Raw genomic sequence first — 26129 nt, forward strand, 5'->3', positions numbered from 1 at the left:
GGGGCCGACACGCCAGATGTCGGACCGCACGCGCCAGAACGTCCTGCAGGTGGCATGTCGGCCCCCGAAACGGATGCGCCTCGTCCGGTGGACGGGGCGGCGCCCGCGGTGTCGCAGGCGGATGCCGGTGCGCAGGGCGTTCGTCGTGGGCTGCCCCGTGAGGCGGGCGGGGAGCCGTGGCCTCCGGCCACCACTGTCGTGACGGCGGCTTCGCCCGCTGAGCCCGTCGATGCGGGCGGCGCGGCATCGCCCGCTGAGCTTGTCGAAGCGCACGGCGCGATATCGCCCGCTGAGCTCGTCGAAGCGCACGGCGCGGCATCGCTCGCTGAGCTTGTCGAAGCGCGCCCTGCCGAGGTGGACCTTTCGCCGGCCGGCCCGCTTCCCTTCCGGCGCACGGTGTGGCCGGGGTCAGCGCCTCGCCGCATCTCCGCGCCCGCCGAGCAGGGCGCGAAGCGGCCGACGGCGCTTCAGGGCATCGCAGCGCTTTTCGGGCTGGCCGGTCTCGGCATCATCGCGATCGCCGGCATCGCGCTGGTGCGCACGATCATGCCGACCCCGTTCATCCAGGATTTCCTGGCTGCCTTCCCCGGCGAGTACCACCTCCCAGAGGGCTCGAAGCCCGGCATCCCCGGCTGGGTCGGCTGGCAGCACTTCTTCAACATGTTCCTCATGGTGCTGATCATCCGCACCGGGCTCACGGTGCGCACCGAGAAGCGCCCCACGGTGTTCTGGACCTCGCGCCGCAACCCCAAGCACAAGATCAGCCTGACGCTCTGGCTGCACCAGGCGCTCGACGCGCTCTGGCTGGTGAACGGCGTCGTCTTCATCGTGCTGCTGTTCAGTACCGGTCACTGGGTGCGTGTGGTCCCCACGAGCTGGGAGGTGTTCCCCAACGCCCTCTCCGCAGCCCTGCAGTACGTCTCGCTGGACTGGCCGACCGAGAACGGCTGGGCCAACTACAACAGCCTCCAGCAGCTGGCGTACTTCACCACGATCTTCATCGCCGCGCCTCTCGCCACGATCACCGGGTTCCGGATGTCGGGCTTCTGGCCGAAGAAGGCGGAGAAGCTGAACAAGCTGTACCCGGTCGAGTGGGCGAGGGCCGTGCACTTCCCGGTGATGCTCTATTTCGTGGTGTTCATCGTCGTGCACGTCATCCTCGTGATGGCGACGGGCGCCCTGCGCAACCTCAACCATATGTACGCGTCCCTCGGGTCGACGGATGGCGTGGCCTATGCGCAGGTCTGGACGGGCTTCTGGGTGTTCCTGGCATCCCTCGCCGTCATCGTCGCCGCCTGGTTCGCCGTGCGCCCGCTGGTCATCGCCCCGATGGCGAAGATCTTCGGCAACGTCTCCGGCCGCTGACCTTCGCCGGCATCCGAGACCTCTCTTCATCGACGAGACCCCGTCCCAGCGACGTTGCTAGGACGGGGTCTCGGCGGCCATGAGAGCTCTCGATGACGCGGGTGACGGGGGCTGAGCCAGGTCAGCGGACGAAGCGGACCTCGGTGAGGGTCTCGCCCAGGAACGGCTCGGTGTGCGTCGCGCCGTCGAGGGTGAAGCCGTTGCGGGTGTAGAACCGGTGTGCGCGGGGGTTGTCCTCCGCGACCCACAGGTACAGGGGCTCGTCCTTCTCGACGGCCGCGTCGAACAGCTTCTGGCCGAGGCCGGTGGAGTGCCACTCGTCGAGGAGGTAGATGAAGTAGAGCTCGCGGAACGCCGGAGCGTCCTTGTCGCGGGCAGGGCCCGAGCCGACGAAGCCGACGATCTCGCCGTCGACGAGAGCCGCGCGCATGCGGAAGTCCTCGCCCTGCGAGGCCCAGTGCGTCCACAGCTCAGCGAGGCGCCGGGGCGACACCTTCTCGAGCGCTGCCTTGCTGATCAGGTGGTCGTAGGTCTCGTGCCACGTCTGCGCGTGCACACGACCCAGAGCCTCCGCATCCACATCACGGACCGGACGGACGATGATTTCTGGCTGGGCTTCGGCGCTCATGCCGCGACTCTACGCGGGGGGCTGCGCAACCGGAAATCTACCGACTGTAGAAACCGAGCACCCCCGTTCGGAGGTCATCGGTCTTGTCTGCCCCATACAACGGAATTCGCCGGGCGTGCAGTCCTGACTACCATCGAGCATCGTGAACGTGATCTGGCGCACTCTTGTGGTGATGTGGCGGGCCAGGCGCAGGCTGAGCCGTGAGGGGCGCCTCGCGCCCACTGCGGTGAGCACCGTGCGGCTGACCACCCTTCCGACCGACATCGATCTCCTCGGCCACATGAACAACGGCCGCTACCTGTCGCTGTTCGACCTCGGTCGGTGGGATCTGCTCACGCGTACCGGGATGACCGATGTGATGAAGCGCAACGGCTGGTACGCGGTCGTCGCGGGGGAGACCATCACCTTCCGCAAATCCTTGCAGCTCTGGCAGCGTTTCGACGTCGAGTCGCGTCTGCTCGGCCACGACGACAAGTCGATCTACATGGAGCATCGGGCGGTCGTCGACGGCGAGATCTACACCAGGGCCATCGTCAGGGCCAGGATGCTGAAGCGCTCCGGCGGCACCCTCTCGCATGACGAGCTCTTCGCGGCGGTCGGCCGTCCGGAGGGGCTGCCCGACGTCGAGCCGTGGATGCACGAGTGGGCCACGGCATCCGCTCTTCCGCCGACCCGCGCGGAGGCGCCGAGCACCTGGACGTGAATTCCGCGCGGTCCAGGCGCTAGCTTTGGTCCGTGGGGAACATGTTCAAGACGCTCGGTCGCGTGCTGGCCGGGCATTGGCCGGCGCTGCTGGCGTGGTTCCTGGCCGGGCGCCTCGTGCACTACGTGCTCATCGAGGTCGCCGCGCAGGCGGGCGCGTGGACGTCCACCGGGGGCCTGCTGATCCTGCCGATCGCGGTGCTCGCGCGGCTGGTCAGCTTCGTCGCGATGTTCCTCGTCGTCCGTGACGGTCTGCGCGAACTGTCCGCCATCGCGCCGTCGCCTCCGACGCCACGGGAGCGCCGACAGACGTTCCTCACCACGCTGCTCGCCAGCATCCTGCCCTTCTTCGCCATCTATGCGGCATGGGGGTTCCTCACCGAGGACACCGACGCATACAGCGCCCGTGCGCTGGCGATCCGCTCCGGGATCGGCTGGACAGCGGTCGCGAACGGGGAAGCGGCGCCGACGGGTCCGGTCGGCACGCTCGTAGGCTTCGACGCGCTCACGATCTCCCTGATCGCGGTCGCCTTCGTCGGACGCTGGGCATGGAAGAAGTGGCAGAAGAAGGTGCCGGCCTCCCTGTCGATCGTCGCGGTGTACCTCGAGGCCGTCTGGGTCTTCCTCGCGGTCTCCCTCATCGGACAGGCGATGGCGCAGCTCACGGGCTGGGTCGACACCCGAGTCGGACTGCAGTGGGTACTGGATGCCCGCGAGTGGGTGAGCGCTCAGCTCGTCCCGGTCGCGTGGGTCTGGGACGGCGTCGAGTGGCTCATCGGCGAGATCGCCGGGCTCACCGTCGAGCCGCTTGCCTGGCTCGCCGTGGCCGGTGTGATCTACGGGCAGGCCATCGCGGCCGAGAAGCCGAGCTTCGATCACGAGGTGCTCCGTCGGGCGAGGGAGCGCTCTGCGCGCGTGCCGTCGTGGATCCGCCTCGTCGGGGGCAACCTCGCCAAGGAAGTCACCTCCCGGTTCTCCCCGCTGATCGATGCGATCGTGCTGATGTGGCGTGCGGGTCCCGTGCTCATCGCCGGGTATGTGCTGATCTACACGATCGTGCTCGCGGCGGATGCGGTCCTCGCCGGCTTCGTCACCCGCCTGATCGGTCCGCACGACCTGACCTTCTGGCGCATCGTCAGCCCTGCCATCGGCATCGCCATCGCTGCGGTCATCGAGCCGATCAGGATCGGCCTCGTCGCCTCGGCCTATGACGGATCGCTCGGCGCGCTGCGCAGACAGGCGGCTCAGGACGGGTCGATGACGAAGCGGGCGAAGGACGGGATCGCCGGGGTCGGCGAGACGTCGACCCAGAACGGACCGGCATCCTCGGGGACCACATAGGCGACGAGGATCTCGTAAGGATCGATGGGCAGCGGCTCACCGTCGTCATCCTTCTCGGGGAGGACGCAGGCGACGTGCTCGTCGACCGTCCACGGGATGCCGAGTTCGTCGCGCCGCTGCACCCATTCCCGTCCCGTCGATCGCTCGACGAGGACAGGGCTTCCGCAACCGGGCGCTACGTCGTGCGGATCGACGGGGATGGCGACGGCGATGACCTTCGTCCCCTCGGGGTTCTCAAGGCCCTCGCTGCCGGTGATGTCCACGGCACGCACGGGTCCCCAGGTCGTCTCGGCGAGTTCGACAGTCCCGTCATTCGCGACCTGAGCCGGGTAGGTCGAATCGTAGAGGAAGTACTCCTTCCACTCGTTGCCGACCACGACGACGGCGGAGAGCGGCACGAGTACGGCCACCGCGATCACTCCGACGGCATTGCGCCGCCACCACCCGCTCACGGGGTCGTCCAGTCGGTCGCGGGCAGCTCGATCTCCTCGGCGACAGACAATTCGTCGAGCGCGATGGGCAGTTCGATGACGGCCTCGCTTCTCGTATCCTGCCAGGTCGCGAGTCTCAGGATGCCTGTGCCATCGAGCGCGCCCTCCGGCAGCTCGAAAGCGATGGCGCCGCTGCGGGAAACGCCGGTGAACACCGCTTGATTGAGCAGCGAGTTCGGGCGCTCACTGGCACGGAAGCTCTGCTCTCCGATCGTGAGCGTCGCGAGCCGGAGCTGTGCATCGGCGAGGGTCGCCTCGACGTCCAGATCGACGACGATCCAGGTGCCCTCCGCGAACCATCCGTTGCTCGTGGTCACCTTCGAGGCGGCCCGTACATCGTGCACGGTGACGAGAAGGGTGCGTCCGTCCGCCGGCTCGCCGATCGTGGCGGGGATGGGGAAGGGCTCCGTGGAGGCATCGTCTGACGGGGCGAGCGCCGCGACCGTCCACGCGCCGCCGAGGAGAGCCGCGGTCAGCAGCCAGCTCATCGTCTTGTTCATTGATCCGCCCCCGCGCCCACGTCCTCCGCCACGAGATCCGCGTAGCCCGCGACCTCGATGTCGTCCCAGTACTCGCCGTAGATCACGCTCGTCCCGACGTACTCGGTCGCGGTGTGCAGGGCGATACGGATGTCGTCGCCCTCAGCGACCAGGTCCGCAGGCACGACCCAGCTCAGCACCACGGTGGCCGCAACCCCCGGCTGCAGCCACGGTGAAGCGGTCGCATCGTCGTATCGTGCGACCGAAGGAGCGACCTCGGGGAGCTCCGTCAGCCTGATTTCGCCCACCGATCCGTCTGCTGTGCTCGACCGCGCCTCGGTGTCGAGGTTGGTCACATCCAGGATGACCGCGAGCACCCGCTCCCCGTCTTCGGGGAACACACCGCTGCCGGGGAGCTCGTCGACGAGCACCGCGCGCTGCGGCGTCATCTCCAGCTCCGCGCCGGTGAAGGTCTCGCCGGCCGCGATCTCGGGAAGCGGCGGCACGGCTGCGGTGGCGAGCCCGCCGAAGGCGGCGGTGGATGCCAGCACGAGCACGGTGAAGGCACCGGCGATGGACTTGGAGGAGACGCGGTTCGCGACGACGCCCGCCCAGCGGGTCGAGCGCTTCGGGGCGGCGGAGACCGTCGTGGCAGGCGCGGGCGGCGCGGATGCCTCGGCTGACGCGGCGCGCGACGGCGCCATCGCCTCGTGCATTCCCCCCGAATCGGTCACGGCAACAGCCTAGGGTTTCCGGCATCCTCCTGGTGAACTCCGGTGCACGCGATTAGGGTCGGAGGAACGCGGTCCCCCGCAGGCGGCGGCGACCGCACGACGATCAGGAGCGGAGCATGTCCGACATTCCGAACGACGACCGGCCGCAGACGCCGCTCACCCCGCCAGCGCCCGCAGCCCCCACCGCGCACAGCGGTGCGTACGGCGCACCGGGCGGTTATCCCGACCCGAGCCTGCCCCCGGTGTACCCGGGTGCGGCCGTGCCCGATCAGCAGCCGCTCGCCCATGCGCAGCCGTATGCGGGCCAGGGGGCGCCCTCTGCCTTCGCCGGACCGCCCGCCTTCACCGGCCAGCCGGCCGCGCCCGCCATCGCCCCCGGCGCGGGTGCCCTCTCGATCACCGCGCTCATCCTCGGAATCGCGGCCTTCCTCCTCTCGGTGCTCCCCGCCGTCGGCATCGTCCTCGGCCTCGCCGGGATCGTGGTCGGCATCTTCGGCATCCGCACGGGGCGAGGCAGAGCATTGGCGATCACGGGTCTCGTGCTCTCCGGGATCGGCCTGATCGGCGGCATCGTCGCGACGCTGGGCTGGGCGTTCCTGGCGTCCTTCGCCTGATCGGTCTTCGCCGCGTCGTTGCGCCTCAGCGGGTCCTGGACCGCGCGAATCTAGGCTGAGGGCATGACGGAGCAGCAGGCCCCACCGCCCCCGAACCCGCTGGCAGAGCGCGCGATCGAGCTGGTGCGGCGCTGGGTGGCGGAGGCGGCCATCGTCGACCCCGATCCTGCGCAGGCGCGCCTGTCGGAGCTGCTGCGAGCCGACGACGGCCTGGCGTTCGCCAAGGGGCTCGTCGACGGCGTGCTGCGCCCGGAGAGCTTGACGGCTTCTGCGGCGGCACTGCAGCGCATCGCCCCGCTCGCGCCGGGGATGCTCCCGTGGCACCTTCGAGGCGCCGTCCGCCTCGGAGGAGGCATCGCGCCCGCTCTCCCGACCCCCGCGGTACCGATCGCGCGTCGTGTCGCCCGCGAACTGATCGGTCACCTCGTCGCCGACCCCCGTCCTGGCCGGCTCGGCCCCGAGATCGCGCGCATCCGTGAGTCGGGCGGCACCGTCGGCGTCCGGCTGCTGGGTCACCGGGTGCTGGGCGACGCGGGGGGCGAGCAGATGCGCCGACGCATCCTGGAGCTCATCGAGCGAGACGATGTGGAACACGTCTCGCTCGCGATCTCCGCGCTCGTCGGCGCCCCCGACCCGTGGTCGTTCGATGAGGCGGTCGCGGGTATCGCGGAGCGGATGCTCCCGATCTACCTGGCGGCCGCGTCAGACGGCGTCGCCGTCACCCTGGAGATGGAGGGGTACCGGGACCTCGATCTCACCATCGCGGTGTTCACCAGCATCCTCGAAGACCCACGGCTCAGCAGCGTCGAAGCGGGCATCACCCTGCAGACGTACCTGCCTGACGCGGGGCCTGCGCTGCGCGAGCTCACCGCCTGGGCGCAGGAGCGGGTGCAGCACGGCGGGGCGCCGATCACCGTCCGGTTGACCAAGGGCGCCCACCTCGCCATGGAGCACGTCGACGCCGTCATGCACGGCTGGCCGCAGGCCACTCTTCCGAGCCGGCCCGAGACGGATGCGAACCACCTGCGGATCCTGGACGAGGCGCTTCGGCCGGAGCGCATCGAGGCGGTCCGGATCGCCGTGGCCGGGCACAACCTCTTCGACATCGCGTATGCCCGGTTGCTGGCCGAGGAGCGCGGCGTCGCAGACGGCATCGAGGTCGAGACGCTCTACGGCATGGCAGACGACCGGGTGCGCAGAGCGGCTGAGGACGTCGGTCCGGTGCGCGTCTGGATCCCCGCGGTCGAACCCGCCGAAGCCGATGCGGCGACCGGGTACCTCGTGCGCCGTCTGGAGGAGCTCGCCGCGGGCGGCGGCCTCCTCGCCGCGCACGGCACCGAGGGCGAGCGCGTCTTCCACCGCGAAGAGGATCGCTTCCTCGACGCCGTCGACCGATCGCGCGAGGGCGCCCCGCCGCCGCTGCGGCGCACGCAGGACCGGCGGGCTCCCGTGCACGAGTCGGCCCGGCCCGTGGCCGCGCCTGTCGCGGAGACGGACCTGACCCGCATCGTGCTCGGCATCTCGCGCGGTTCATCGGATGAGCCGTTCGTGGAGACGGCCGTCTACTCGCGGATGGAGTCGGCACCGGATGCCGGGGGTGCGCCCGGCTTCGAGAACGCGGCTGACACCGACCTGTCCACGGAGGCCAACCGGGAGTGGGCCCGCGCCGTCAGGGCCGGCGTCGCAGGCTCGACGGCCGGTGCGGATGCTGCGCGAGCGGCTCGGGTGGCCGGGCAGGACGACGTCGACCGGGTGATCGCCCGCACGCGTGCGGCCGCGCCGGAGTGGGGCTCGCGTCCCGCAGGGGAGCGCGCCGATGTGCTGCTGCGCGCGGCGGCAGCGCTCGAGGGGCGTCGCGCCGAGCTCATCCAGGCCGCGGCCTCCGAGGCCGGTGTGCTCCTCGCCGAGGCGGATGCCGAGGTGAACGCGGCCGTCGATGCCGCCCGCTACTGCAGTGCACAGGCGCGCGAACTGGACGCGATCGCGGGCGCCGTGCTCATCCCCGCCGTGGTGAGCGTGGTCACCGGCTCCTCGGCATCGCCGCTCGCCGTCCCCGCAGGCGACGCGCTCGCCGCGCTCGCGGCCGGGTCGGGCGTCGTGCTCGTGCCCGACCCTCGCGCGCCGAGGACGGCGGCCGTCGTCGCCGAAGCGCTGTGGCAGGCCGGCATCCCTCGCGATGTCCTGGTGCTGGCCATCGCCGACGAGGAGACGACCGGGATGCTCGTCGAGCATCCGGATGTCGAGCAGGTGGTGCTCAGCGGGCCGCGGAGCGCGGCCGCGGCGCACCGCTCGCGCCGCTCCGATCTTCGGATGCTGGCGGAGACCGGTGGCAAGGCCACGATCATCGTCACGCCTTCCGCCGACCTCGACCAGGTCGTGGAGGACATCGTACGCAGCGCCTTCGCTCGGGCGGGACAGTCGTCTTCCTCCGCTTCGCTGGCGATCCTGGTCGGCACGGTCGGGCGTTCGAAGCGCTTCGCGCGGCAGCTCGTCGATGCCACCCGCTCGCTCGAGGTCGGTCGGCCGGAGGAGCCTGGCAGCGGCGTCGGGCCGCTGCAGGCCGGTCCATCCGGCGATGCCGCCTGGGCGCTGAGGACGCTGGAGGGCGAGGAGCAGTGGCTCGTCACGCCGGCCCCGCACCGAGGCGATGAGACGGGAAGGCTCTGGAGCCCCGGCATCCGGGTCGGAGTGCTGCCCGGTTCTCGTGCGCACCTCGAGTCCTTCGCGGCGCCCGTCCTGTCGGTCATGCACGCCCCGACGCTGGCGCGCGCGATCGAGCTGCAGAACCAGGTCGAGACCGCATCGGCGGCGGGGCTCCACACCCAGGACCCCGATGATCTCGCACTGTGGCTGGATCGGGTCGAGGCCGCGAGCCTGTTCGTGAACCGCAGAACCACGGGTGCGATGGTGCAGCGGCAGCCGTCCGGGGGTGGGCGCCGGTCTTCCGTCGGCCCCGGCGCGAAGACCGGCGGACCGAACCGGCTGATCGCCCTCGGCGGGTGGCGTGCGACGTCCGCCGGCCCTGTGTCGAGCACGCTGCACCTGCGCGGGCTCGACTCGCGCATCACGGACCTTGTCGAGTCCGCGCAGCCCTCGCTGGACTATGAACGCTTCGAATGGCTCCGGCGGGCGGCGCTGTCCGATGCGATCGCCTGGGATCGCGAGTTCGGCCAGGTGCGTGACGTCTCGCGGCTCGAGGTCGAGCGCAACCTCTTCCGGTATCGACCCGTGCCGGTCTGGATGCGTGCGGCGGATGCCGAGCTCCACGAGCTGCTGAGGGTGGTCGTCGCGGCGCTGCGCGCGGGCTCCGGTCTCTTCCTCAGTGCGACCGAGGGGCTGCCCGCCGGCGTGCGCCGTGCGCTCGGCGCGTTGGGCGTCGGCGTGGCCGTGGAATCGGATGCCGAATGGCTCAGCCGCCTCTCCGTCCCCGGCGAGGGCGAGGAGGCGTCGCGTCCGGCGCGCATCCGCCTCGTCGGGAGCGTCGAGGCCGTGCGGGAGCTTCGAGGTCGGCTGGGGGAGGTGCTGGCCGACGATCTGGACGTCGCCGTCTACGACGGCGCCGTGACCGCGGCCGGCCGCATCGAGCTGCTGGCCTTCGTCAGGGAGCAGTCGATCTCGATCACGGCGCATCGTTTCGGACGCCCAGACCCCTGGAGTGCCGCGGTCATCTGACGAATGTAAATAATTCTTGACACGTCGCCGCAGGCCGGCGCATACTCATCGTGTCAAGAATTCTTTACTTCGAGGAGGTGCGCCATGGTCTACGAGGAGCGCAACGCCTGGGCGGGGCTGATCGTCAGCGTCGTTTCGGTCACCGTGTACATCCTGCTCACGCTGCAGAGCGCCGGCGACGGCCCGCTGCACGAGGTCGACTGGTTCCCCCTCATGCTCTGGACCATCGGGCTCAGCATCGTCGCGACCATCCTCCTCAGCGTGACGTGGGGCATCCTCGCCGGAGCGCGGGACCCGGACGGCGTCGGGCGCAGCGACATCCGCGACCGCGACATCAGCCGGATGGGGGGACGCGTGGAGCAGGGCTTCGTCGTCATCGCCGGACTCGGCGTGATCGCGCTGTGCGCGATCGGCGCCGACGTGTTCTGGATCGCGAACACGATGTATCTCGGTTTCGCGGTGGCCGCCTTCGTCGGTGGCATCGCGCGCGTCATCGCGTACCGGCGGGGCCTCGCGTGATGGTGAAGCCGACCCTCGTCACGAACTCGATCCGCGTGCATCGCGAGGAGGCGGGGCTGACCCAGGCCGAGCTGGCACGCACGCTCGGCGTCACGCGGCAGACGCTCATCGCGATCGAGCAGGGGCGTTACTCGCCCACGCTCGAGCTGGCCTTCCAGATCGCCCGTGCCTTCGGCGTCCCGCTCGACGACCTGTTCCAATACCCGGAGGGATGACATGTCTCAGACCATGACCGCCTGGCTCGGCCGTGAGTACGGCGCCGCGTCGGCCACCGTTCCCGAAGAGCTGACGATCCCGGTGCCTGGACAGGGGCAGGTGCTCCTGCGCATCCATGCGACGGCCCTGAACGCGGGTGACGTCCGGATCATGCGGGGCGATCCGCTGCTGGTGCGACCCGTCTTCGGTCTCACCCGTCCCCGCCAGCCGGTCCGCGGGATGGACGTGGTCGGCACCGTCGTCGGAGTGGGCCCCGGCGTGCTCGGCGCCGAGGTCGGCGAGCGGGTCGTCGCGGAGCTCGCGGGCGGCGGTGGGCTCGCCGCGTACGCGACCGTCGATGAGCGACGGGTCGTCCCCGTGCCGCCGGGCGTCTCCTCGGAGGACGCCTCCTGCCTGCCGATCGCGGCCGGTACCGCGTGGCAGGCGCTCGATCTCGCGGGCGTCGGCATCGGCGGCGCAGCCGGCAGGGTGCTCATCATCGGGGCGTCGGGAGGCGTCGGCACCTTCGCCGTGCAGCTCGCGGCCCTGCGGGGCGCCGAGGTGTGGGCGAGCTGCGGCGACCGCAACGCGCGACTTGTCGAACGGCTGGGCGCCGGCCACGTCTTCGATCACAGGACGGCGGGCATCGAGGGGCTGGAACAGGGCGGCTTCGACGCCGTCATCGACATCGCCGGGAATCTCCCGCTGCGCAGCCTGCAACGTCTGGCCCGCGACGGCGGGACCGTCGTGCTGGCCGGTGGTGACGGAGGGCACGTCCTCGGGCCGGTGCCGCGGATGCTCAGGGCCGCGTTGCTGTCGCTGGGATCGCGTCGCCGTATCCGGCCGCTCGCGGCGACGGCGCGGCCGGAGATCCTCGCCAAGCTGCTCGAACTCGTGGGCGACCGTGCCATCGTGCCGGTCATCGAAGAGGTGGTTCCCTTCGCCGAGGCGGGGGCGGCCCTCGCGCGCATCGAGGCGGGGCACGTCGTCGGCAAGCTCGTGGTGACCTCCGCGATGTGAGCGCCGCGTCACGGCGCGCAGGATGCGGGGGCGTCGCTCTGGCGTCCCCCCGGCACGGGATGACAGAATGTGATCTGGCGTGCCCGTGTCGCTTCTTCCCCGCCTCGCAACGAGCTCCGGGTCGAAGGCCCGCCGGGCCCCTGGACAGCGTCCGCCGCATCTCGTTCCGAGGAGCACCATGTCCACGCCGGAGACCGTCGCCACGACCACCCGCATCGCCCATCGCCGCCGCTACCTGATGTGCCGTCCCGAGCACTTCACCGTGAGCTACACGATCAATCCCTGGATGGAGCCGGCGAAGCCGACCGATACCGCCAAGGCGGTTGCGCAGTGGCAGGAGCTGCACGATCTGTACCTGAAGCTGGGTCACGAGGTGGAGCTCATCGAGCCGCTGCCCGGCTACCCCGACATGGTCTACACCGCGAACGGCGGCTTCCTCATCGACGGGCGTGCCTACGTGCCGAAGTTCCGTTTCGCGGAGCGGGCCGGAGAGGCGCCCGCCTTCGCCGACTGGTTCCGCTCTGCGGGCTTCGATACGGTCGAGCCCGCAGAGGTCAACGAGGGCGAGGGGGACTTCCTGCTCGTGGGCGATGTGATCCTCGCCGGAACCGGGTTCCGCTCGACCGGCGACAGCCACCGCGAGGTCGGGGAGGTGTTCGGGCGCGAGGTCGTCTCGCTCACCCTCATCGATCCGCGCTTCTACCACCTCGACACCGCCATCGCCGTGCTCGACCCCGTCCAGGGCGTGGAGAACGGCGGCCCCGAGCGCGCCAACATCGCCTACCTGCCCGGCGCCTTCGACGCCGCGAGCCGCGCGATCCTCGAGGAGCGCTTCCCCGACGCCATCCTCGTGGCCGACGAGGACGGCGCCGTCTTCGGCCTGAACTCCGCGAGCGACGGCTACAACGTCATCATCTCCCCGCGTGCGGTCGGCTTCGAGAAGCAGCTGCGCGAGCGCGGGTACAACCCCCTGACCGTCGACCTGTCCGAGCTGCTGCTCGGCGGCGGCGGCATCAAGTGCTGCACGCTCGAACTGCGCGCCGCCTCCGGAAAGGAGCACGCATGACCACCTCCGTCGCTGTCGAGGCGCACGTCGCCGAGAACTACCACCCGCTGCCCGTCACGGTCGCCAAGGGCGAGGGCGTCTGGGTCACCGACGTCGAGGGCAAGCGCTACCTCGACCTGCTCGCGGCGTACTCCGCCGTGAACTTCGGGCACCGGCATCCCGCTCTCGTCGCCGCCGTCACCGAGCAGCTCGGACGGGTCACGCTGACCAGCCGTGCCTTCATGAACGATCGACTCGAGCCGTTCGCCGAGGCGCTCGCGCGACTGTGCGGCAAGGAGCTCGTGCTGCCGATGAACACCGGTGCGGAGGCGGTGGAGACCGGGATCAAGGTGGCCCGCGCCTGGGGCTACCGCGTCAAGGGCATCCCCGCGGATGCTGCGCGCATCGTCGTCGCGGCCGGGAACTTCCACGGGCGCACGACGACGATCGTCAGCTTCAGCGACGACGAGTCGGCGCGCAGCGGGTTCGGCCCCTTCACGACGGGGTTCGACCTCGTTCCCTACGGCGACGCCGACGCGATCGCGAGCGCGATCACCGACGAGACGGCGGCCGTGCTCGTCGAGCCGATCCAGGGCGAGGCCGGCGTGGTCATCCCGCCGGAGGGCTATCTGCGCCGCATCCGCGAGATCTGCGACGAACGCCGCGTGCTGTTCGTCGCGGATGAGATCCAGTCCGGCCTCGGAAGGGTCGGCGAGACCTTCGCCTGCGACCGCGAGGGAGTCGTGCCAGACCTCTACCTGCTGGGCAAGGCCCTCGGCGGCGGCATCCTGCCGGTGTCGGCCGTGGTCGGCGACCGCGACGTGCTCGGCGTCATCCGACCCGGAGAGCACGGCTCGACGTTCGGCGGCAACCCGCTCGCGGCGGCTGTCGGTCTCCGCGTCGTGGAGATGCTCGAGACCGGGGAGTTCCAGGAGCGCGCCCGCGCGTTGGGCGAGCACCTCGCCGCAGGCCTCGACAAGCTCCTCGGGCAGGGCGTCACGGCTGTGCGCGTCGCAGGGCTCTGGGCCGGGGTCGACATCGACCCGTCGTACGGAACCGGCCGCGTGATCGCCGAGAAGCTGCTCGAACGGGGCGTCCTCGTCAAGGACACCCACGGTCAGACGATCAGGATCGCGCCCCCGCTGGTGATCCGCGCGACGGAGATCGACTGGGCTCTGGAGCAGCTCCGGCTCGTGCTCGAGGGCTGAGCGCGGCCGGGGCCGCGCGGGAATTGCGCGGCCGGATCGCGGTGCCCTACTCTCAGACTCTGACACGCGCATGCGCCGATCCGGCCGCGCAGGGGATGGGCCGGGGCGATGCCGCTCCGTGAGGGGAGAGCAGGGCATGAGTCGTGCATTCACGCAGCGCGCAGGGCGGATGATCGCCGCCGCGACGACGGGATCGCTGATCATCGGTGCGGTGGTGCTCGCGCCGGTCGGGGCAGCAGTGGCCGCAGGGCCGGATTCCTTCGTCGATGAGACTTCGGGGCTCACGCTCGGAGCGACCTCGGCATCCGGCGACGCCTTCAGCGTGGGCGACACGATCGTCCTCACCTTCACCGCGAGCAATGAGACCGATGCGGTGATCGAGCTCGCCGAGGACGCAGTCGTCGTCACGCGTGTCAGCGGCAGGATCGGAGAGACTGCAGGAGACTGCGCGCCCAGCGGATTCGGCGGCTGGGACGAGTGGGATGCCGGGGATGCCGAGATCGCGCTCCCCTCGAGCATCCTCCCTGGTGAGACCCTCACCTGCACGCGCTCGTTCGTCGCGGACGAGGACGACCTCGCCGCCGGCGGGATCTGGGCGCAGACTTTCTCCTCCCCGGCATCAGGTCCGGGGGCGCCGTCCGGCGCCTTCTTCACGCGACTTCTCGCCCCGAACGGATCGCCGAATGCGCCTGAGGTCTCCGGCATCCCTCGCGTGGGTGAGACGCTGACTGCGGCTGCGGGTTTCTTCGGCCTGTGGAACGACGCATACGAATACCAGTGGCTGCGTGATGGCGCGGTCATCGACGGCGCCACGGAGAGCACCTACATCCCCGTCTCTGCCGACACGGGTGCGACGATCAGCGTCCGGGTGACGGGCATCGCCGCGAACGTCGACGGCTCCCGCGTGGTTCTCGAAAGCGCATCGACAGTTCCGGTGGGAACCGTCGTCCTCGTGCCCGGCACGCCCTCGATCACGGGCGCGGCCGCGGTGGGGAGCACTCTCTCCGCGGACGCCGGAGCGTGGGAGCCGTCGCCGGACGCGATCTCCTACCAGTGGCTGCGCGACGGCGTCGCGATCGAGGGGGCTACGACCGCGGAGCTCATCCTGGCGGCGGCGGATCGGGGAGCGCGGATCAGTGTCCGCGTGACGGGCTCGCTCGGCGGGGCGGAGAGCGTGACGGCCGAGTCTGCGTCGACCACGGCTGTGGCGGCCGGTTCGCTCGCTGTCGTCATCCCCACGATCTCGGGCAGCGTCGCCGTCGGCTCCGCGCTGACGGCGAAGCCGGGCTCCTGGACGCCGGGGACGGTGTTCACCTACCGCTGGTTGCGCAACGGGACGACGATCAGCGCAGCGACCTCGGCGACGTACACCCCGGTGACGGCCGACGCCGGGGCCGCCCTGAGCGTCGCCGTCACCGGGACGCTGCCGGGGTATACCAGCGCCACACGGACCTCGGCGGTGACGGCGAAGGTAGCGACGGCCGGTTCGGTGACCCGTACCGGGACGCTCTCCGTGGGTTCCGTGCAGACCGCCAAGCCAGGGACGTGGACGACCGGAACGGTGTTCGCCTACCAGTGGCTGAGGGACGGGGCATCGATCCCGGGCGCCACTGCGTCGACCTACACGCTCGTCGCGGCCGATTCAGGCAAGCGCATCAGCGTCGCCGTGACGGGGACGAAATCCGGGTACGCCACGGTGAGGAAGACCTCCTCGGCCTCGGCGATGGTGACGACGGCGCCGGTTCCCACCATCTCAGGGACCCTCGCGGTCGCATCCACGCTCACCGCCAAGCCGGGCGTGTGGGCGACGGGCACCGCGTTCACCTATCAGTGGCTGCGCAACGGCGCCAAGATCTCCGGCGCGACCGCAGCGACGTACAAGCTGACGTCGTCGGATGCGGGCAGGTCGATCACCGTGACCGTGACGGGCGCGAAATCGGGTTACGCGACGGTCGCGAAGAGCTCGGCCGCATCGGCGAAGGTGGCGACGGCGGCCACCCCGAAGATCTCAGGCACCGTGAAGGTCGGCGCGACCCTGAGCGTCGTCAGGGGTACGTGGACCGCGGGGACCGCATTCGCCTATCAGTGGCTGCGCGACGGGGTGAAGATCACCGGTGCCACGAAGGCGACATACGCGCTGACGGCCGCGGATGCGGGAAAGCGGATCACGGTCGCGATAACCGGCCGCCTGAGCGGCTTCTCGACGGTGACCAGGACGTCGGCATCGACCGCGGCCGTCGCTCTGGGAACACTGTCCGCGCCGACGCCGAAGATCACGGGGACGGTGAAGGTGGGCTCGGTGCTCACCGCATCCCCCGGGACGTGGACGAGCGGAACGTCGCTGAAGTACCAGTGGCTGCGCAACGGGACCGCGATCTTGGGCGCGACATCCAAGAGCTACACCCTGCGGCCGACGGATGCCTACGCCACCGTCACGGTGAAGGTGACGGGAACAAGGACGGGATATGTCGCCGCGGCGAAGTCGAGTGCGGCGACGGCTGCCATCGCCGGCAAGGTGTACGCGAACTGCGCGGCGTTGAACAAGGATTACCCCGACGGCATCCGCAAGGCAGGCGTCACGGTGGACCGCAAGGCGGGCGTCGCCAAGCCGCTCGTCGGCAACCCGTACGCCTCGACCTCGCTGTACAACCTGCAGTCGATCGCCAGGGATGCGGATCGCGACGGCATCATGTGCGAGCGCTGACGCGCTCGCAGCGCGGCCGCGCCGAGCCTCACGCCGGCGGATCGTCGGGGTCGAGGGTGCGCAGGGTGTCCTCCTCGACCGCGACGTCGGCATCGAGCTGCTGCTCGGTCGTCTCGTCGCCGCCGAGCGGGGCGTCGCCCTGCTCGGGTTCGGGAGTCGCCTCCGGGCCTTCCGCCGGGTCTTCCGGATGCGGGGTGCGCCCGCTCTTCTCGTTCATGACCAGGACGCTACGACCTGCCCGTCGGTGCGGGCAGGGGGTTGACACGCGGTCGCCGGCGTTGCGCGCCCGTTAGGCTCACTGCTGTGAATCGCAGCGCCATCCTGGACGGACTCTGGCGGGCCTGGCCGGTGGTGAGCTGGCTGCTGCCTGCACTGTTCAGCGTGCACGGGCTCTTCTCGACGCCTGGGGGATGGGCCTGGTCCTTCCTCCTGCTGAGCGCGCTCGTCCTCATCCCCGCGTGCGGCCTGCTCGGCACGCAGCCGTATCGGGTGCTTCGCCGCGCGGGATGGGACACCGCCCCCTGGCAGATCGGCGTCCTGCTCCTCGTGCACGTGTGGGCGGCGTTCGCGACCGTCATCCTGGCGATCGACGTGCTCAGCAGGCAGTCGACCGATGCGATCCCGTCTGTGTTGCACCTGCTCGGCGCGGCGGCGCCCTCGGTGGGCTACAGCCTCGGCGCCATGATCGGCACGGCCGTCCTCGCCGTCTCCGCCCTCGCCGCGATGGGCGTGCTCGCGAGGATGCCTGAGCGGATCGCCCCGCTCTCTCCGAGGGGCGAGATCGCGGTCATCGTCGCGGCGGTGGCTCTGCCGGTGCTACTGGTCGTCCTGATCGCGATCGGTGTCGTGCTGACCTCGGATGCCGTCCCGACCTGGCGCTAGGCTCCGACGAGGGGGGACATGTACGAGCGACACTTCACTGCAGCTCCGACGGCGGACTCCGCGCCGCCGTGGCCACGCGGCCTGCAGGGCACCGTCTGGGACGTCTGGCCATGGACGAACTGGCTGATCCCGATCTTCGTCTGCTTCCACGGATGGCTCGGCAACGGAGGCTGGGAGACACTCGCCCTCTCCCTCTTCTCGCCGATCATCGTGCCGTGTTCCGCGCTGCTCGGTGCACTGCCGCGATTCATCCTGCGCCGTCGAGGGCACGTGACCGCCCCGGCGCCCCTGATCTGGCTGCTCATCGTCAACGGCTGGGGATGGATCGTCTTCGCCGTGGCCATGAGCGGCGCCGGTGACAGCGGGTCGCTGGACTCGATCCTGCGCGTGCTGGTGCCCGCTCCGCTGTCGGTGCCCGTCGAGGCGGCGATCATGGCGGGCGGGATGCTGGCCGGCATCCTGACGTGGATCGTGATCCTCATCCTGGCGATCGTCCTGCGGCCCGTCAGCGCCGGCGCGCAGCGAGGCTGGATCGTCGTCGGGAGGACGGCCGTGTTCGCCGTCCCTGTGCTGCTGATCGTCGTCGTGCTCATCGGCGTCCAGGCGACGCAGGCGCAACGCGACGCGGAGGGGCGCGCCATGTCGGCGGTCGCGGCGATGCCGATCGAGGAGCAGGCGGCCTTCGCCGCCCAGAAGCACGAGGAGCTGCAGGCCGCTCTCGGTGGTGTGCGGGCGCTCATCGCCGCAGACGGCTGGACGGTCGATCGCTACGGCCTGGACAGCGACCACTTCACCTCGCGCACGCTGGACGGGGACTGCTACCGCATCGTCCTCGGGTACTCTCACCCGGCCGCCGAGGAGGGGACGGACGACGCCGCCCTCGACGCAGCGCTCGCCGCCGCAGGGTGGCAGCGCGAGGGGAGCGTGTTCATCGACGCGGATGGTGCAGAGCTGCGGATCGACCGCTTCGACGACGGACGAGTAGACGTGCAGCTGGAGAGCGCGATGCTCTGGGGAGACGCCTACGACATCTCGGAGCGCCTCGGGGCACCGTACGCGAACGAGTTGCCCGACCGCACCTACGCCGCGACGGAGTGGCCGTCGTTGTGATCGCCGTCAGTGCTGAGCGGGAGGACGCTCCGTGCGGATCGGCGTGGTCGCCGCGACCTCGTCGCTGAACTCGGCGGGCTCAGGCCGTACCACCGAGAGCGGTCGGGTCTCGTCCAGCGTCAGCAGGAACCGGGCATCCTCGCGCCGGTGCAGGCGGCCGGAGGCGAGCATCCAGCTCACCCCGATCGCGAACGCGAGGATCGCGGCGCAGCCGCCGAACACGATCGCGGCCCTGGGGCCCGCGACATCGGTGATCCATCCGGCGATGGGTGCGCCGATCGGCGTCGAGCCCATGATGACGGCCATGTACAGCGCGAGCACGCGGCCGCGCAGTGATGGATCGGTCGTCGTCTGCACGTAGCCGTTCGCCGTCGTCATCATCGTCACAGTGGAGAACCCGACGCAGATCAGCACCACCGCGTAGCTCCAATAGGTCGGCATGAACGACGACACAAGGGATGCCGCGCCGAATCCGGCCGCCGCGAGCACGAGCACCCGTACCCTGGCGCGGTCGCGCCGTGCGGCGAGCAGGGCTCCGGCGAGGGAGCCGATCGCGAGGACGGAGCTCAGCAGGCCGTAGCCGTCCGCCTCCCGTCCGAACTCCAGCGCCATGGTGGAGGCGTAGATGGGGAAGTTCATGCCGAACGCCCCGATGAGGAAAACCATCGCGAAGACGACCTTCAGGTCGTTCCTGCTCCACACGTAGCGGAAGCCCTCGGCGAGACCCGAGCGACCGCGGTTCTTCGTGCGGGGGATCAGCTCTCCGCGGCGCATGAGGAGCAGGGCGACGAGCATGGCGAGGAACGTCACCGCGTTGAGCACGAACACCCAGCCGGTCCCGACGGCGACGATGAGAAGGCCGCCGACGGCAGGGCCGAGCAGGCGCGCCATGTTGAACGAGGCGGCATTCAGGGCGACGGCGTTGGAGGCATCCTCCATCGACACCATGTCGGAGACGAAGGCCTGCCGGGCAGGGGCGTCGAAGGCGTTCGCGATTCCGAAGGCCAGCGCGAAGCAGAACATCAGCGGCAGCGTCATGACGCCGGTGAGCAGCAGCGCCGCGACGCCAAGGGCGAGCAGCATCAGCACGGTCTGCGTGACGAACAGGATGCGTCTGCGATCGAACCGGTCGGCGACCCAGCCGGTGAGGCTGACGAGCACGAGCGGCGGGCCGAACTGCAGCGCCATCGTCACGCCCATGGCCGTGGCGTCGTTGTCGGTGAGCTCGGTCAGCACCACCCAGTCCTGGGCGGTCGACTGCATCCAGCCGCCGACGTTCGAGACCAGCGCGCCGAGGAACCAGATGCGGTAGTTGAACGTGCTGAAGGAGCGGAACATCGCGCTCATCGCTCGGCCACCCTTCGCATGAGGGCGCTGGCTTCGCGCAGCGTTCGGAGCTCCTCGTCGGTGAAGTCCAGCTCGCTGAGGGCGTCGGCCAGCGCGGCATCGCGCTTGCGCACCGTGGCGATCACGACCGCCTCGCCCGCCTCGGTGAGCTCCACATACACCCGGCGCCGGTCGCTGTCGTCGGGCACACGGACGACGTAGCCCTTCGCCGCCAGGGCGTCCACCGTGCTGGACATCGTCGGGGCGGTCACGCGCTCGCGCTGCGCGAGCTCGCCGAGGGGGAGGCGTCCGTGCGCGCGGAGCACGGCGAGCACGGCGAAGTGGGCCTCGCCCATGCCGTCGTCGGCGCGCTCGCGGCGCAGGCGCCTGGCGAGGCGTAAGGTGGCCAGGCGCAGGTCGGTCGCGGTGGCGTGGGCGTCGTCGTCAGGGTCAGTCATTAATTAGATAGTCTAACTAAGTTTTCCCGCCATGGCGCGGGGAATCCGCGGGCACAATGGACGGATGACCATCGCGCTCGAGCTCGCCGTCCAGGATGCAGCAGGCGTCCGCATCGCCGCACAGGTCGGTGCCGCCCGCGTCGAGCTCACCCAGGCTCTGGCGCTCGGCGGTCTGACGCCATCTCCCGCCCTGCTCGCTCACGCGCTGGAGGCCGCGGCCGGCACTGTCGAGGTGCACGTGCTCGTGCGCCCGCGTGCGGGCGGCTTCCACTACGACGCGGACGAGCTCGCCGTCATCGAAGGCGACATCCGCTTCGCGGTCGGAGCGGGCGCATCCGGCGTCGTCGTCGGCGCGCTCGATGACGACGGAACGCTCGACGTCGACGCGATGGCTCGGCTCCGCGACGCCGCATCCGGGGCGTCCGTGACCCTGCACCGCGCGATCGACGTGAGCCCCGATCCGCTCGCGACGCTGCGTGCGGCACGCGAGCTCGGTCTCACCCGCGTGCTCACCTCCGGCGGAGCATCCGCCGCGATCGACGGCCTGCCCATGCTGACCGCCCTCGTCGCAGAGTCAGGGGGTGCCATCGAGGTCATGGCGGGGAGCGGAGTGGATGCGGCATCCGCGGCCGCGCTCGCTGCGACGGGCGTGGACGCGCTGCACTTCTCCGCCAAGCGGACCGTGATGGCGGCGGCGGGCGTGCGGATGGGTTCGGCGTCCGAAGGGGTCGGCGGGCATGAGGTCACCGATCGGGAGGCGGCGCTCGCCGTCCGCAGCGCGCTCGGGATCTGAACGGCTGCGGCGGCGGCATCCTCGTCCGTAGACTCGTGGTCATGACACGCACCGCGGAGTTCGCCGATGCCCACGGAGTCACCATCGTCTACGACGTCCACGAGGCAGCCGGCGACCCCAGGGGCGTGGTGCAGCTGTTGCACGGCGTCGGCGAGCACGCCGGCCGGTACGGTGCGCTGATCGCCGCCCTCACCGACGCGGGTTTCATCGTCTACGCGGACGATCACCGAGGTCATGGGCGTACAGGCATCCGCCAGCATGGAGATCCGGCGAAGCTCGGGCGGCTCGGCAAGGGCGGGCTGCGCGCCGCGAAGGATGCCGTCTGGCAGCTCACCGGGATCATCAGGGCGGAGCATCCCGACCTCCCGCTCGTGCTGATCGGGCACTCCTGGGGATCGTTCCTCGCGCAGATGCTCGTCGACGAGCATCCCGAGGCCTGGGACGCGGTGGTGCTGTCGGGTTCGGCGCTGCGCACCCCGACCATGCTCAACGCCGCGCCCCTCAACGCGCGGTGGGAGGGCAGGGACGCCACCGGCTACGAATGGCTGAGTCGCGATCCGGCGGTGGGGAAGGAGTTCGGCGACGATCCCCTCACGACGAACGTGCCGCTGCTGAAGCTGTTCGGCCCTATCGAGGCGCTCAAGCTCTACGGGCGGCCCGCCAAGGATCTCGGTCGCGACATCCCGATGCTCTTGCTCGTGGGGCGGGACGATCCCGTCGGCGGCCCGCGCAGCGTGCACCGCCTCGCGGACGAGTACCGCACCCGCTCCGGTCTGACCGACGTCACCACCCTCGTCTATCCGGATGCACGGCATGAGATCTTCAACGAGCTGCAGCAGGGGGAGGTCCGCGCAGACCTGCTGGCCTGGCTCGACAAGCACGTCCCCCGGCGCGGCTGAGCCTGTTCCGTCGCGCTCGCTGAGCCTGTCCTCTCCCGCTCGCTGGGCGCGTATCTCTCCCGCTCGCTGAGCTTGTCGAAGCGGGCCCGGCCTAAGCTGGTCTCATGCACGGTGAGTACAAGGTTCCAGGGGGAAAGCTCGTCGTCGTCGACCTCGAGGTGGACGACGGACGGATCGCCGGATTCCGCCTCGCCGGCGACTTCTTCCTCGAACCGGACAGCGCCCTGGACGACATCAACGCGGCCGTCGACGGGCTTCCCGTCGAATCCGATGCCTCCGCGATCGCCGCCGCGGTCCGCGGCGCCCTTCCCGACGGCGCGCAGCTGCTGGGCTTCACCCCGGAGGCGGTCGGCACCGCCGTGCGCCGCGCGCTCGTGACGGCTCCCGGCTGGCAGGACTTCGACTGGGAGATCATCCACGAGAAGGCGGTCTCCCCGCGCATGAACCTGGCCCTCGACGAGGTTCTCACCTCGCGCGTGGGCGAGGGGCGCCGCCGCCCGACGCTGCGGATCTGGGAGTGGGATCAGTCCGCCGTGGTGATCGGCTCGTTCCAGTCGTACCGCAACGAGGTCGACCCCGATGGCGCGGCCAGGCACGGCTTCGACGTCGTCCGCCGCATCTCCGGCGGCGGAGCGATGCTCATGGCGGCGGGACAGATCATCACGTACTCGCTGTACGTTCCCGCATCCCTCGTGCAGGGTCTGACGTTCGCCGACAGCTACGCCTTCCTCGACGACTGGGTGCTGCAGGCGCTGCGCTCGCTCGGGATCGACGCGGTCTATCAGCCGCTCAACGACATCGCCAGCCCGACGGGGAAGATCGGCGGTGCCGCGCAGAAGCGGCTTGCCAATGGCGGGGTGCTCCACCACGCCACCCTTTCCTACGACATCGACGGGCAGACGATGACCGAGGTCCTGCGCATCGGCCGCGAGAAGCTCAGCGACAAGGGCACGACGTCGGCGGCGAAGCGGGTCGATCCCCTGCGCAGCCAGACCGGACTCAGCCGCGCGGAGATCATCGATCGGTTCATCGAGACGTTCCGCTCGCTCACGCGTGCGGAGGACGGCGCGATCTCCGAGGACGAATATGCGGATGCCGAGGCCCTCGTCGCCTCGAAGTTCGCGACCGACGCCTGGCTGCACAGGGTTCCGTGACCGATCCCGCCGAGCGCGCGGCGCCCGAGGCATCCCGCGGCGCCGTGACGATCGTGGAGGGCGACAACCTCGCCGTCGCCGCCACGCTGCCGTCGGCATCCTTCGCTCTTGTCTACCTCGATCCCCCGTTCAACACGGGGCGCGCGCAGGAGCGCCAGATCGTGACGGCGAAACGCGCGCAGGGCGCCGAGCACGAGGAGCCGCGGGAGATCAGACACGGCTTCCACGGCCACGCCTATGAGCGGGTGCGCGGCATGCTGCGCGCCTACGACGACAGCTTCGACGACTACGGCGACTTCCTCATGCCGCGGCTCGAGGAGGCCTGGCGCCTGCTCGCGGACGACGGAACGCTCTATCTCCATCTCGACTACCGCGAGGCGCACTACGCCAAGGTGATGCTGGATGCCGTCTTCGGACGCGACGCGTTCCTCAACGAGCTCATCTGGGCGTACGACTACGGGGCGAAGTCCCGGCGCCGCTGGCCGACGAAGCACGACACGATCCTCGTGTACGTGAAGAGTCCCGGTGCGCACTACTTCGATTCGGATGCCGTCGACCGGGAGCCGTACATGGCGCCGGGTCTCGTGACGGCCGAGAAGGCGGCCAGGGGCAAACTCCCCACGGATGTGTGGTGGCACACCATCGTGCCGACGACGGGACGGGAGAAGACGGGGTACCCGACGCAGAAGCCGGAGGGGGTGCTCCGTCGGATCGTGCAGGCGTCGAGCAGACCGGGCGACCGCGTGCTGGACCTGTTCGCCGGATCAGGGACGACTGGGGCGGTCGCCTCGGCGCTCGGTCGCGACGCCGTGCTCGTCGACGACAATCCGGAGGCCGTCAGAGTGATGCGCGAGCGGATGCCGTTCGCGGAGGTCGTCGCGGGTTGATCGGTCGGACCGGGCTGTCGGCTGATCGCTCTGGTCGCGAGTCTCAGGATCCCGCGGATGCGGCACTCGCTCTGCACAGGGGGCGCAGTTTCGACTTCATCCACAGATTCCCTGTTCAGGAGGCACTTCTTTCCTGCTGATGTCGGTGGCCAGGTGTTGGCTGGACGCATGACGAACCGCACCGTTGAACCTCTCGACAGGGCCATGAACGCCCTGCGAGAGGTGCTGTCCGGAGAGGTAGTCGCTCGCCTTTCCGAGGCGGATCGCGCGCAGACGCTCGCGATGGTGGGGCAGGTCTTGAGGCTGTCCGAGGCGATCATCGCCGAGGCTGTCGCCGCAGCCGAGCCGGGGTTCGAGCATGCCCTCGGATGTCGAAGCGAGAACGAGCTGCTGCGGCGGGCTCTGCGCGTCGACTCCGCGCAGGCCGCCCGCTTCGGAAAGGCGGCGCGGGCCGTGCGGCGCGACGTCGCGCTGTCGACGGGAGAGCGGATGCCTGCCCGGTGGCCCGCGCTGCGCGCGGCGCTGCTCGACGGCGAGATCGGAGTGAGCGGCCTGCTGGCGGCGACAGGTCCGCTCGAAGAGGTGCATCACCGCATCGGAACGCAGGAGAGGCTGCTCGCGGATGCCGACCTGGCCGGATACGCGCGCGGGGGCGATGGTGCCGATGCTGGTGCCGGTGCTGATTCGGGCGCCGATGTCGACGCGGCCGCTGACGCCGTTGCCGCTCCTGCGGCGCTGCCCGAGGATCTGAAGCAGGCCGCCTACGAATGGGCGATGGCTCTGGACCCTGACGGAGCAGGGCCCGTCGACCGGTCCGCACAGAGGAAGCGGTCGTTCACGATCGGGCCGTTGCGGGAGGGGCTTCACCAGGCGCAGGGCGATCTGCTGCCAGAGGTCGCCGCGCAGCTGCAGCTGATCTTCGATGCGTACAACAACCCGAAGGTCGGCGGCGCGACGCCTCCCGGGGTCGCTTTCGCCGAGGTCGGTGGCGAGGTCGGCGGGGTGGGAGACGCCGTTGTCGTCGGAGATGACGGCGGTGGCGAGCCGTGGGAAGAGAGCAAAGATGAGCGACGCTTCAACAGCGATCGTCGTGGCGTCATCGACCCGCGCACGGCGGCGCAGAAACGCCATGACGCCCTCGCCGCCGCGCTGGGCATCGCCGCTCGCCATGAGGACATGCCGCGGCTCGGTGGCGCGGCCCCCACACTCGTCGTGCACGTGGACGCCCGCGACTACGCGGCCGGCGCGGGGTGGGCGAGCGTCGCCGGCAGCCAGGCTCCTGTGCCGATCTCCGTGGCGGCGCACACCGCGTGCGCCGGAGGCATCCAGAGAGTCCTCTTCGACGAGGGGCGGATCGTCGGAATCGGAGTGAGCGACCGCATCTTCACGGCCCATCAGAGGCGTGCGATCGCGATGCGCGACAAGGAGTGCCTGATCCCCGGATGCCATGTGCCGGCGTCGTGGTGCGAGATCCATCACGTCGCCGAGCACCGATACGGAGGTCCGACTCATACGGACAACGGCGTCCCGCTGTGCTGGTGGCACCATCGCAATCTCTCGAGCGCAGAGTGGGAGATTCGCATGCGGTGCGGTCTTCCTGAGATCCGCGGACCCGCCTGGTGGGATCCCGAACGACGATGGCGAACTCCGGCGCGGAGCCGCCCGGTCGCGGTGCCGGCCCGGGCCTGACGATGCGGGATCAGAGCATCTCGTGCGAGGTCGGAAGGTGCACTCGGGTGCGGGTGCGGGTGCGGGTGCGGGTGCGGAAAAAATCTCGCCGGGCTGTCCTCGACGACCCTCCTTGATCGTCCCCATGGTGAGCGTCCGAGAAGCGGGCGCCGGAAAGGAGCACAGACATGGGCAGATACCGGACGATCACGCGCCGAGGACACGTCGAGGCTGA

The 26129-nt window shown here is 70.3% G+C and carries 25 protein-coding genes; 18 read left to right on the forward strand and 7 right to left on the reverse strand.

Annotated elements, in window-relative coordinates:
* The first annotated feature begins 54 nt into the window (after positions 1 to 54).
* Positions 55 to 1365 (forward strand): cytochrome b/b6 domain-containing protein, encoded by a 1311-nt coding sequence (locus ACWGJP_RS07895; protein WP_452329205.1) that lies wholly within the window; start codon positions 55 to 57, stop codon positions 1363 to 1365.
* Positions 1366 to 1486: 121 nt separating this feature from the next.
* Here the strand turns inward: ACWGJP_RS07895 and ACWGJP_RS07900 are convergent, their stop codons facing one another.
* Positions 1487 to 1993, reverse strand: a complete 507-nt coding sequence (locus ACWGJP_RS07900; RefSeq protein ID WP_452329206.1) for an N-acetyltransferase family protein — start codon at positions 1991 to 1993, stop codon at positions 1487 to 1489.
* Positions 1994 to 2135: 142 nt separating this feature from the next.
* Between ACWGJP_RS07900 and ACWGJP_RS07905 the strand changes: the two genes are divergently transcribed.
* Complete coding sequence (locus tag ACWGJP_RS07905; RefSeq protein WP_452329207.1) at positions 2136 to 2696, forward strand: acyl-CoA thioesterase; 561 nt, start codon at positions 2136 to 2138, stop codon at positions 2694 to 2696.
* A 32-nt stretch (positions 2697 to 2728) separates the two neighbouring features.
* Positions 2729 to 4036, forward strand: a complete 1308-nt coding sequence (locus ACWGJP_RS07910; RefSeq protein WP_452329208.1) for a hypothetical protein — start codon at positions 2729 to 2731, stop codon at positions 4034 to 4036.
* Here ACWGJP_RS07910 and ACWGJP_RS07915 read toward each other — a convergent pair.
* Genes ACWGJP_RS07915 through ACWGJP_RS07925 form a run of 3 tightly spaced genes read right to left on the reverse strand, consistent with a single transcriptional unit; the run spans position 3940 to position 5740 of the window.
* Positions 3940 to 4488 (reverse strand): hypothetical protein, encoded by a 549-nt coding sequence (locus tag ACWGJP_RS07915; RefSeq protein ID WP_452329209.1) that lies wholly within the window; start codon positions 4486 to 4488, stop codon positions 3940 to 3942. The genes ACWGJP_RS07910 and ACWGJP_RS07915 overlap by 97 nt on opposite strands.
* Positions 4485 to 5027, reverse strand: coding sequence for a hypothetical protein (locus ACWGJP_RS07920; protein ID WP_452329210.1), 543 nt, complete (start codon positions 5025 to 5027; stop codon positions 4485 to 4487). The genes ACWGJP_RS07915 and ACWGJP_RS07920 overlap by 4 nt, the downstream gene beginning before the upstream one ends.
* Positions 5024 to 5740 carry a hypothetical protein gene (locus ACWGJP_RS07925; protein ID WP_452329211.1) on the reverse strand — a complete coding sequence of 239 codons (717 nt, stop codon included), beginning with the start codon at positions 5738 to 5740 and terminating at the stop codon, positions 5024 to 5026. Before ACWGJP_RS07925 ends, ACWGJP_RS07920 begins: the two co-directional genes overlap by 4 nt.
* 116 nt (positions 5741 to 5856) lie before the next feature.
* Between ACWGJP_RS07925 and ACWGJP_RS07930 the strand changes: the two genes are divergently transcribed.
* The 8 genes from ACWGJP_RS07930 to ACWGJP_RS07965 all read left to right on the forward strand — a co-directional run bounded on the left by ACWGJP_RS07930 (position 5857) and on the right by ACWGJP_RS07965 (position 16717).
* Positions 5857 to 6354 carry a DUF4190 domain-containing protein gene (locus ACWGJP_RS07930; RefSeq protein WP_452329212.1) on the forward strand — a complete coding sequence of 166 codons (498 nt, stop codon included), beginning with the start codon at positions 5857 to 5859 and terminating at the stop codon, positions 6352 to 6354.
* A gap of 63 nt (positions 6355 to 6417) precedes the next feature.
* Entirely contained in the window at positions 6418 to 10026 is a 3609-nt protein-coding gene (locus ACWGJP_RS07935) for a proline dehydrogenase family protein (protein WP_452329213.1), read from the forward strand.
* An 84-nt stretch (positions 10027 to 10110) separates the two neighbouring features.
* A complete protein-coding gene (locus ACWGJP_RS07940; RefSeq protein WP_452329214.1) occupies positions 10111 to 10545 on the forward strand; it encodes a hypothetical protein in 435 nt (144 codons plus the stop codon).
* A complete protein-coding gene (locus ACWGJP_RS07945; protein WP_452329215.1) occupies positions 10545 to 10760 on the forward strand; it encodes a helix-turn-helix transcriptional regulator in 216 nt (71 codons plus the stop codon). The genes ACWGJP_RS07940 and ACWGJP_RS07945 overlap by 1 nt, the downstream gene beginning before the upstream one ends.
* Position 10761: 1 nt before the next feature.
* Entirely contained in the window at positions 10762 to 11760 is a 999-nt protein-coding gene (locus ACWGJP_RS07950; RefSeq protein WP_452329216.1) for an NAD(P)-dependent alcohol dehydrogenase, read from the forward strand.
* A gap of 178 nt (positions 11761 to 11938) precedes the next feature.
* A complete protein-coding gene (ddaH, locus tag ACWGJP_RS07955) occupies positions 11939 to 12826 on the forward strand; it encodes a dimethylargininase (protein ID WP_452329217.1) in 888 nt (295 codons plus the stop codon).
* Positions 12823 to 14013, forward strand: a complete 1191-nt coding sequence (gene rocD / locus ACWGJP_RS07960) for an ornithine--oxo-acid transaminase (protein ID WP_452329218.1) — start codon at positions 12823 to 12825, stop codon at positions 14011 to 14013. The genes ddaH and rocD overlap by 4 nt, the downstream gene beginning before the upstream one ends.
* 136 nt (positions 14014 to 14149) lie before the next feature.
* Positions 14150 to 16717, forward strand: coding sequence for a hypothetical protein (locus ACWGJP_RS07965; protein ID WP_452329219.1), 2568 nt, complete (start codon positions 14150 to 14152; stop codon positions 16715 to 16717).
* A gap of 28 nt (positions 16718 to 16745) precedes the next feature.
* Here ACWGJP_RS07965 and ACWGJP_RS07970 read toward each other — a convergent pair whose 3' ends face one another.
* Entirely contained in the window at positions 16746 to 16934 is a 189-nt protein-coding gene (locus ACWGJP_RS07970; protein WP_452329220.1) for a hypothetical protein, read from the reverse strand.
* Positions 16935 to 17020: 86 nt separating this feature from the next.
* Here ACWGJP_RS07970 and ACWGJP_RS07975 point away from each other — a divergent pair, with 86 nt between their 5' ends.
* Both ACWGJP_RS07975 and ACWGJP_RS07980 read left to right on the forward strand, forming a co-directional pair.
* The gene (locus ACWGJP_RS07975; protein WP_452329221.1) at positions 17021 to 17599 is read left to right on the forward strand and encodes a hypothetical protein; all 579 of its coding nucleotides are present in this window, start codon (positions 17021 to 17023) and stop codon (positions 17597 to 17599) included.
* 18 nt (positions 17600 to 17617) lie between these two features.
* The gene (locus tag ACWGJP_RS07980; protein ID WP_452329222.1) at positions 17618 to 18709 is read left to right on the forward strand and encodes a hypothetical protein; all 1092 of its coding nucleotides are present in this window, start codon (positions 17618 to 17620) and stop codon (positions 18707 to 18709) included.
* A gap of 6 nt (positions 18710 to 18715) precedes the next feature.
* Here ACWGJP_RS07980 and ACWGJP_RS07985 read toward each other — a convergent pair whose 3' ends face one another.
* Positions 18716 to 20047 carry an MFS transporter gene (locus ACWGJP_RS07985; RefSeq protein WP_452329508.1) on the reverse strand — a complete coding sequence of 444 codons (1332 nt, stop codon included), beginning with the start codon at positions 20045 to 20047 and terminating at the stop codon, positions 18716 to 18718.
* 5 nt (positions 20048 to 20052) lie between these two features.
* Positions 20053 to 20493 (reverse strand): MarR family winged helix-turn-helix transcriptional regulator, encoded by a 441-nt coding sequence (locus ACWGJP_RS07990; RefSeq protein ID WP_452329223.1) that lies wholly within the window; start codon positions 20491 to 20493, stop codon positions 20053 to 20055.
* A 64-nt stretch (positions 20494 to 20557) separates the two neighbouring features.
* Between ACWGJP_RS07990 and ACWGJP_RS07995 the strand changes: the two genes are divergently transcribed.
* From ACWGJP_RS07995 to ACWGJP_RS08015, 5 genes are all read left to right on the forward strand, one after another.
* On the forward strand, positions 20558 to 21286 hold the full coding sequence (locus ACWGJP_RS07995) for a copper homeostasis protein CutC (protein WP_452329224.1): 729 nt from the start codon (positions 20558 to 20560) through the stop codon (positions 21284 to 21286).
* A 41-nt stretch (positions 21287 to 21327) separates the two neighbouring features.
* The gene (locus tag ACWGJP_RS08000; RefSeq protein WP_452329225.1) at positions 21328 to 22185 is read left to right on the forward strand and encodes an alpha/beta fold hydrolase; all 858 of its coding nucleotides are present in this window, start codon (positions 21328 to 21330) and stop codon (positions 22183 to 22185) included.
* Positions 22186 to 22289: 104 nt separating this feature from the next.
* Positions 22290 to 23339 (forward strand): lipoate--protein ligase family protein, encoded by a 1050-nt coding sequence (locus tag ACWGJP_RS08005; protein ID WP_452329226.1) that lies wholly within the window; start codon positions 22290 to 22292, stop codon positions 23337 to 23339.
* A complete protein-coding gene (locus ACWGJP_RS08010) occupies positions 23336 to 24226 on the forward strand; it encodes a DNA-methyltransferase (protein WP_452329227.1) in 891 nt (296 codons plus the stop codon). Before ACWGJP_RS08005 ends, ACWGJP_RS08010 begins: the two co-directional genes overlap by 4 nt.
* 168 nt (positions 24227 to 24394) lie before the next feature.
* On the forward strand, positions 24395 to 25915 hold the full coding sequence (locus ACWGJP_RS08015; RefSeq protein ID WP_452329228.1) for a DUF222 domain-containing protein: 1521 nt from the start codon (positions 24395 to 24397) through the stop codon (positions 25913 to 25915).
* The last annotated feature ends 214 nt before the right edge of the window (positions 25916 to 26129 follow it).

The organism is Microbacterium sp. NPDC055903 (assembly GCF_053615555.1).

Excerpts from the sequence above, each read along its gene's own strand:
- ACWGJP_RS07935 (WP_452329213.1), top strand. The coding sequence starts at position 6,418 with ATGACGGAGCAGCAGGCCCCACCGCCCCCGAACCCGCTGGCAGAGCGC.
- ACWGJP_RS07980 (WP_452329222.1), top strand. The coding sequence starts at position 17,618 with ATGTACGAGCGACACTTCACTGCAGCTCCGACGGCGGACTCCGCGCCG.
- ACWGJP_RS08015 (WP_452329228.1), top strand. The coding sequence starts at position 24,395 with ATGACGAACCGCACCGTTGAACCTCTCGACAGGGCCATGAACGCCCTG.
- ACWGJP_RS07900 (WP_452329206.1), bottom strand. The coding sequence starts at position 1,993 with ATGAGCGCCGAAGCCCAGCCAGAAATCATCGTCCGTCCGGTCCGTGAT.
- ACWGJP_RS08005 (WP_452329226.1), top strand. The coding sequence starts at position 22,290 with ATGCACGGTGAGTACAAGGTTCCAGGGGGAAAGCTCGTCGTCGTCGAC.
- ACWGJP_RS07990 (WP_452329223.1), bottom strand. The coding sequence starts at position 20,493 with ATGACTGACCCTGACGACGACGCCCACGCCACCGCGACCGACCTGCGC.
- ACWGJP_RS07950 (WP_452329216.1), top strand. The coding sequence starts at position 10,762 with ATGTCTCAGACCATGACCGCCTGGCTCGGCCGTGAGTACGGCGCCGCG.
- ACWGJP_RS07940 (WP_452329214.1), top strand. The coding sequence starts at position 10,111 with ATGGTCTACGAGGAGCGCAACGCCTGGGCGGGGCTGATCGTCAGCGTC.
- ACWGJP_RS07920 (WP_452329210.1), bottom strand. The coding sequence starts at position 5,027 with ATGAACAAGACGATGAGCTGGCTGCTGACCGCGGCTCTCCTCGGCGGC.
- ACWGJP_RS07985 (WP_452329508.1), bottom strand. The coding sequence starts at position 20,047 with ATGTTCCGCTCCTTCAGCACGTTCAACTACCGCATCTGGTTCCTCGGC.
- ddaH (WP_452329217.1), top strand. The coding sequence starts at position 11,939 with ATGTCCACGCCGGAGACCGTCGCCACGACCACCCGCATCGCCCATCGC.
- ACWGJP_RS07930 (WP_452329212.1), top strand. The coding sequence starts at position 5,857 with ATGTCCGACATTCCGAACGACGACCGGCCGCAGACGCCGCTCACCCCG.
- rocD (WP_452329218.1), top strand. The coding sequence starts at position 12,823 with ATGACCACCTCCGTCGCTGTCGAGGCGCACGTCGCCGAGAACTACCAC.
- ACWGJP_RS08000 (WP_452329225.1), top strand. The coding sequence starts at position 21,328 with ATGACACGCACCGCGGAGTTCGCCGATGCCCACGGAGTCACCATCGTC.
- ACWGJP_RS07965 (WP_452329219.1), top strand. The coding sequence starts at position 14,150 with ATGAGTCGTGCATTCACGCAGCGCGCAGGGCGGATGATCGCCGCCGCG.
- ACWGJP_RS07895 (WP_452329205.1), top strand. The coding sequence starts at position 55 with ATGTCGGCCCCCGAAACGGATGCGCCTCGTCCGGTGGACGGGGCGGCG.
- ACWGJP_RS07995 (WP_452329224.1), top strand. The coding sequence starts at position 20,558 with ATGACCATCGCGCTCGAGCTCGCCGTCCAGGATGCAGCAGGCGTCCGC.
- ACWGJP_RS07970 (WP_452329220.1), bottom strand. The coding sequence starts at position 16,934 with ATGAACGAGAAGAGCGGGCGCACCCCGCATCCGGAAGACCCGGCGGAA.
- ACWGJP_RS07945 (WP_452329215.1), top strand. The coding sequence starts at position 10,545 with ATGGTGAAGCCGACCCTCGTCACGAACTCGATCCGCGTGCATCGCGAG.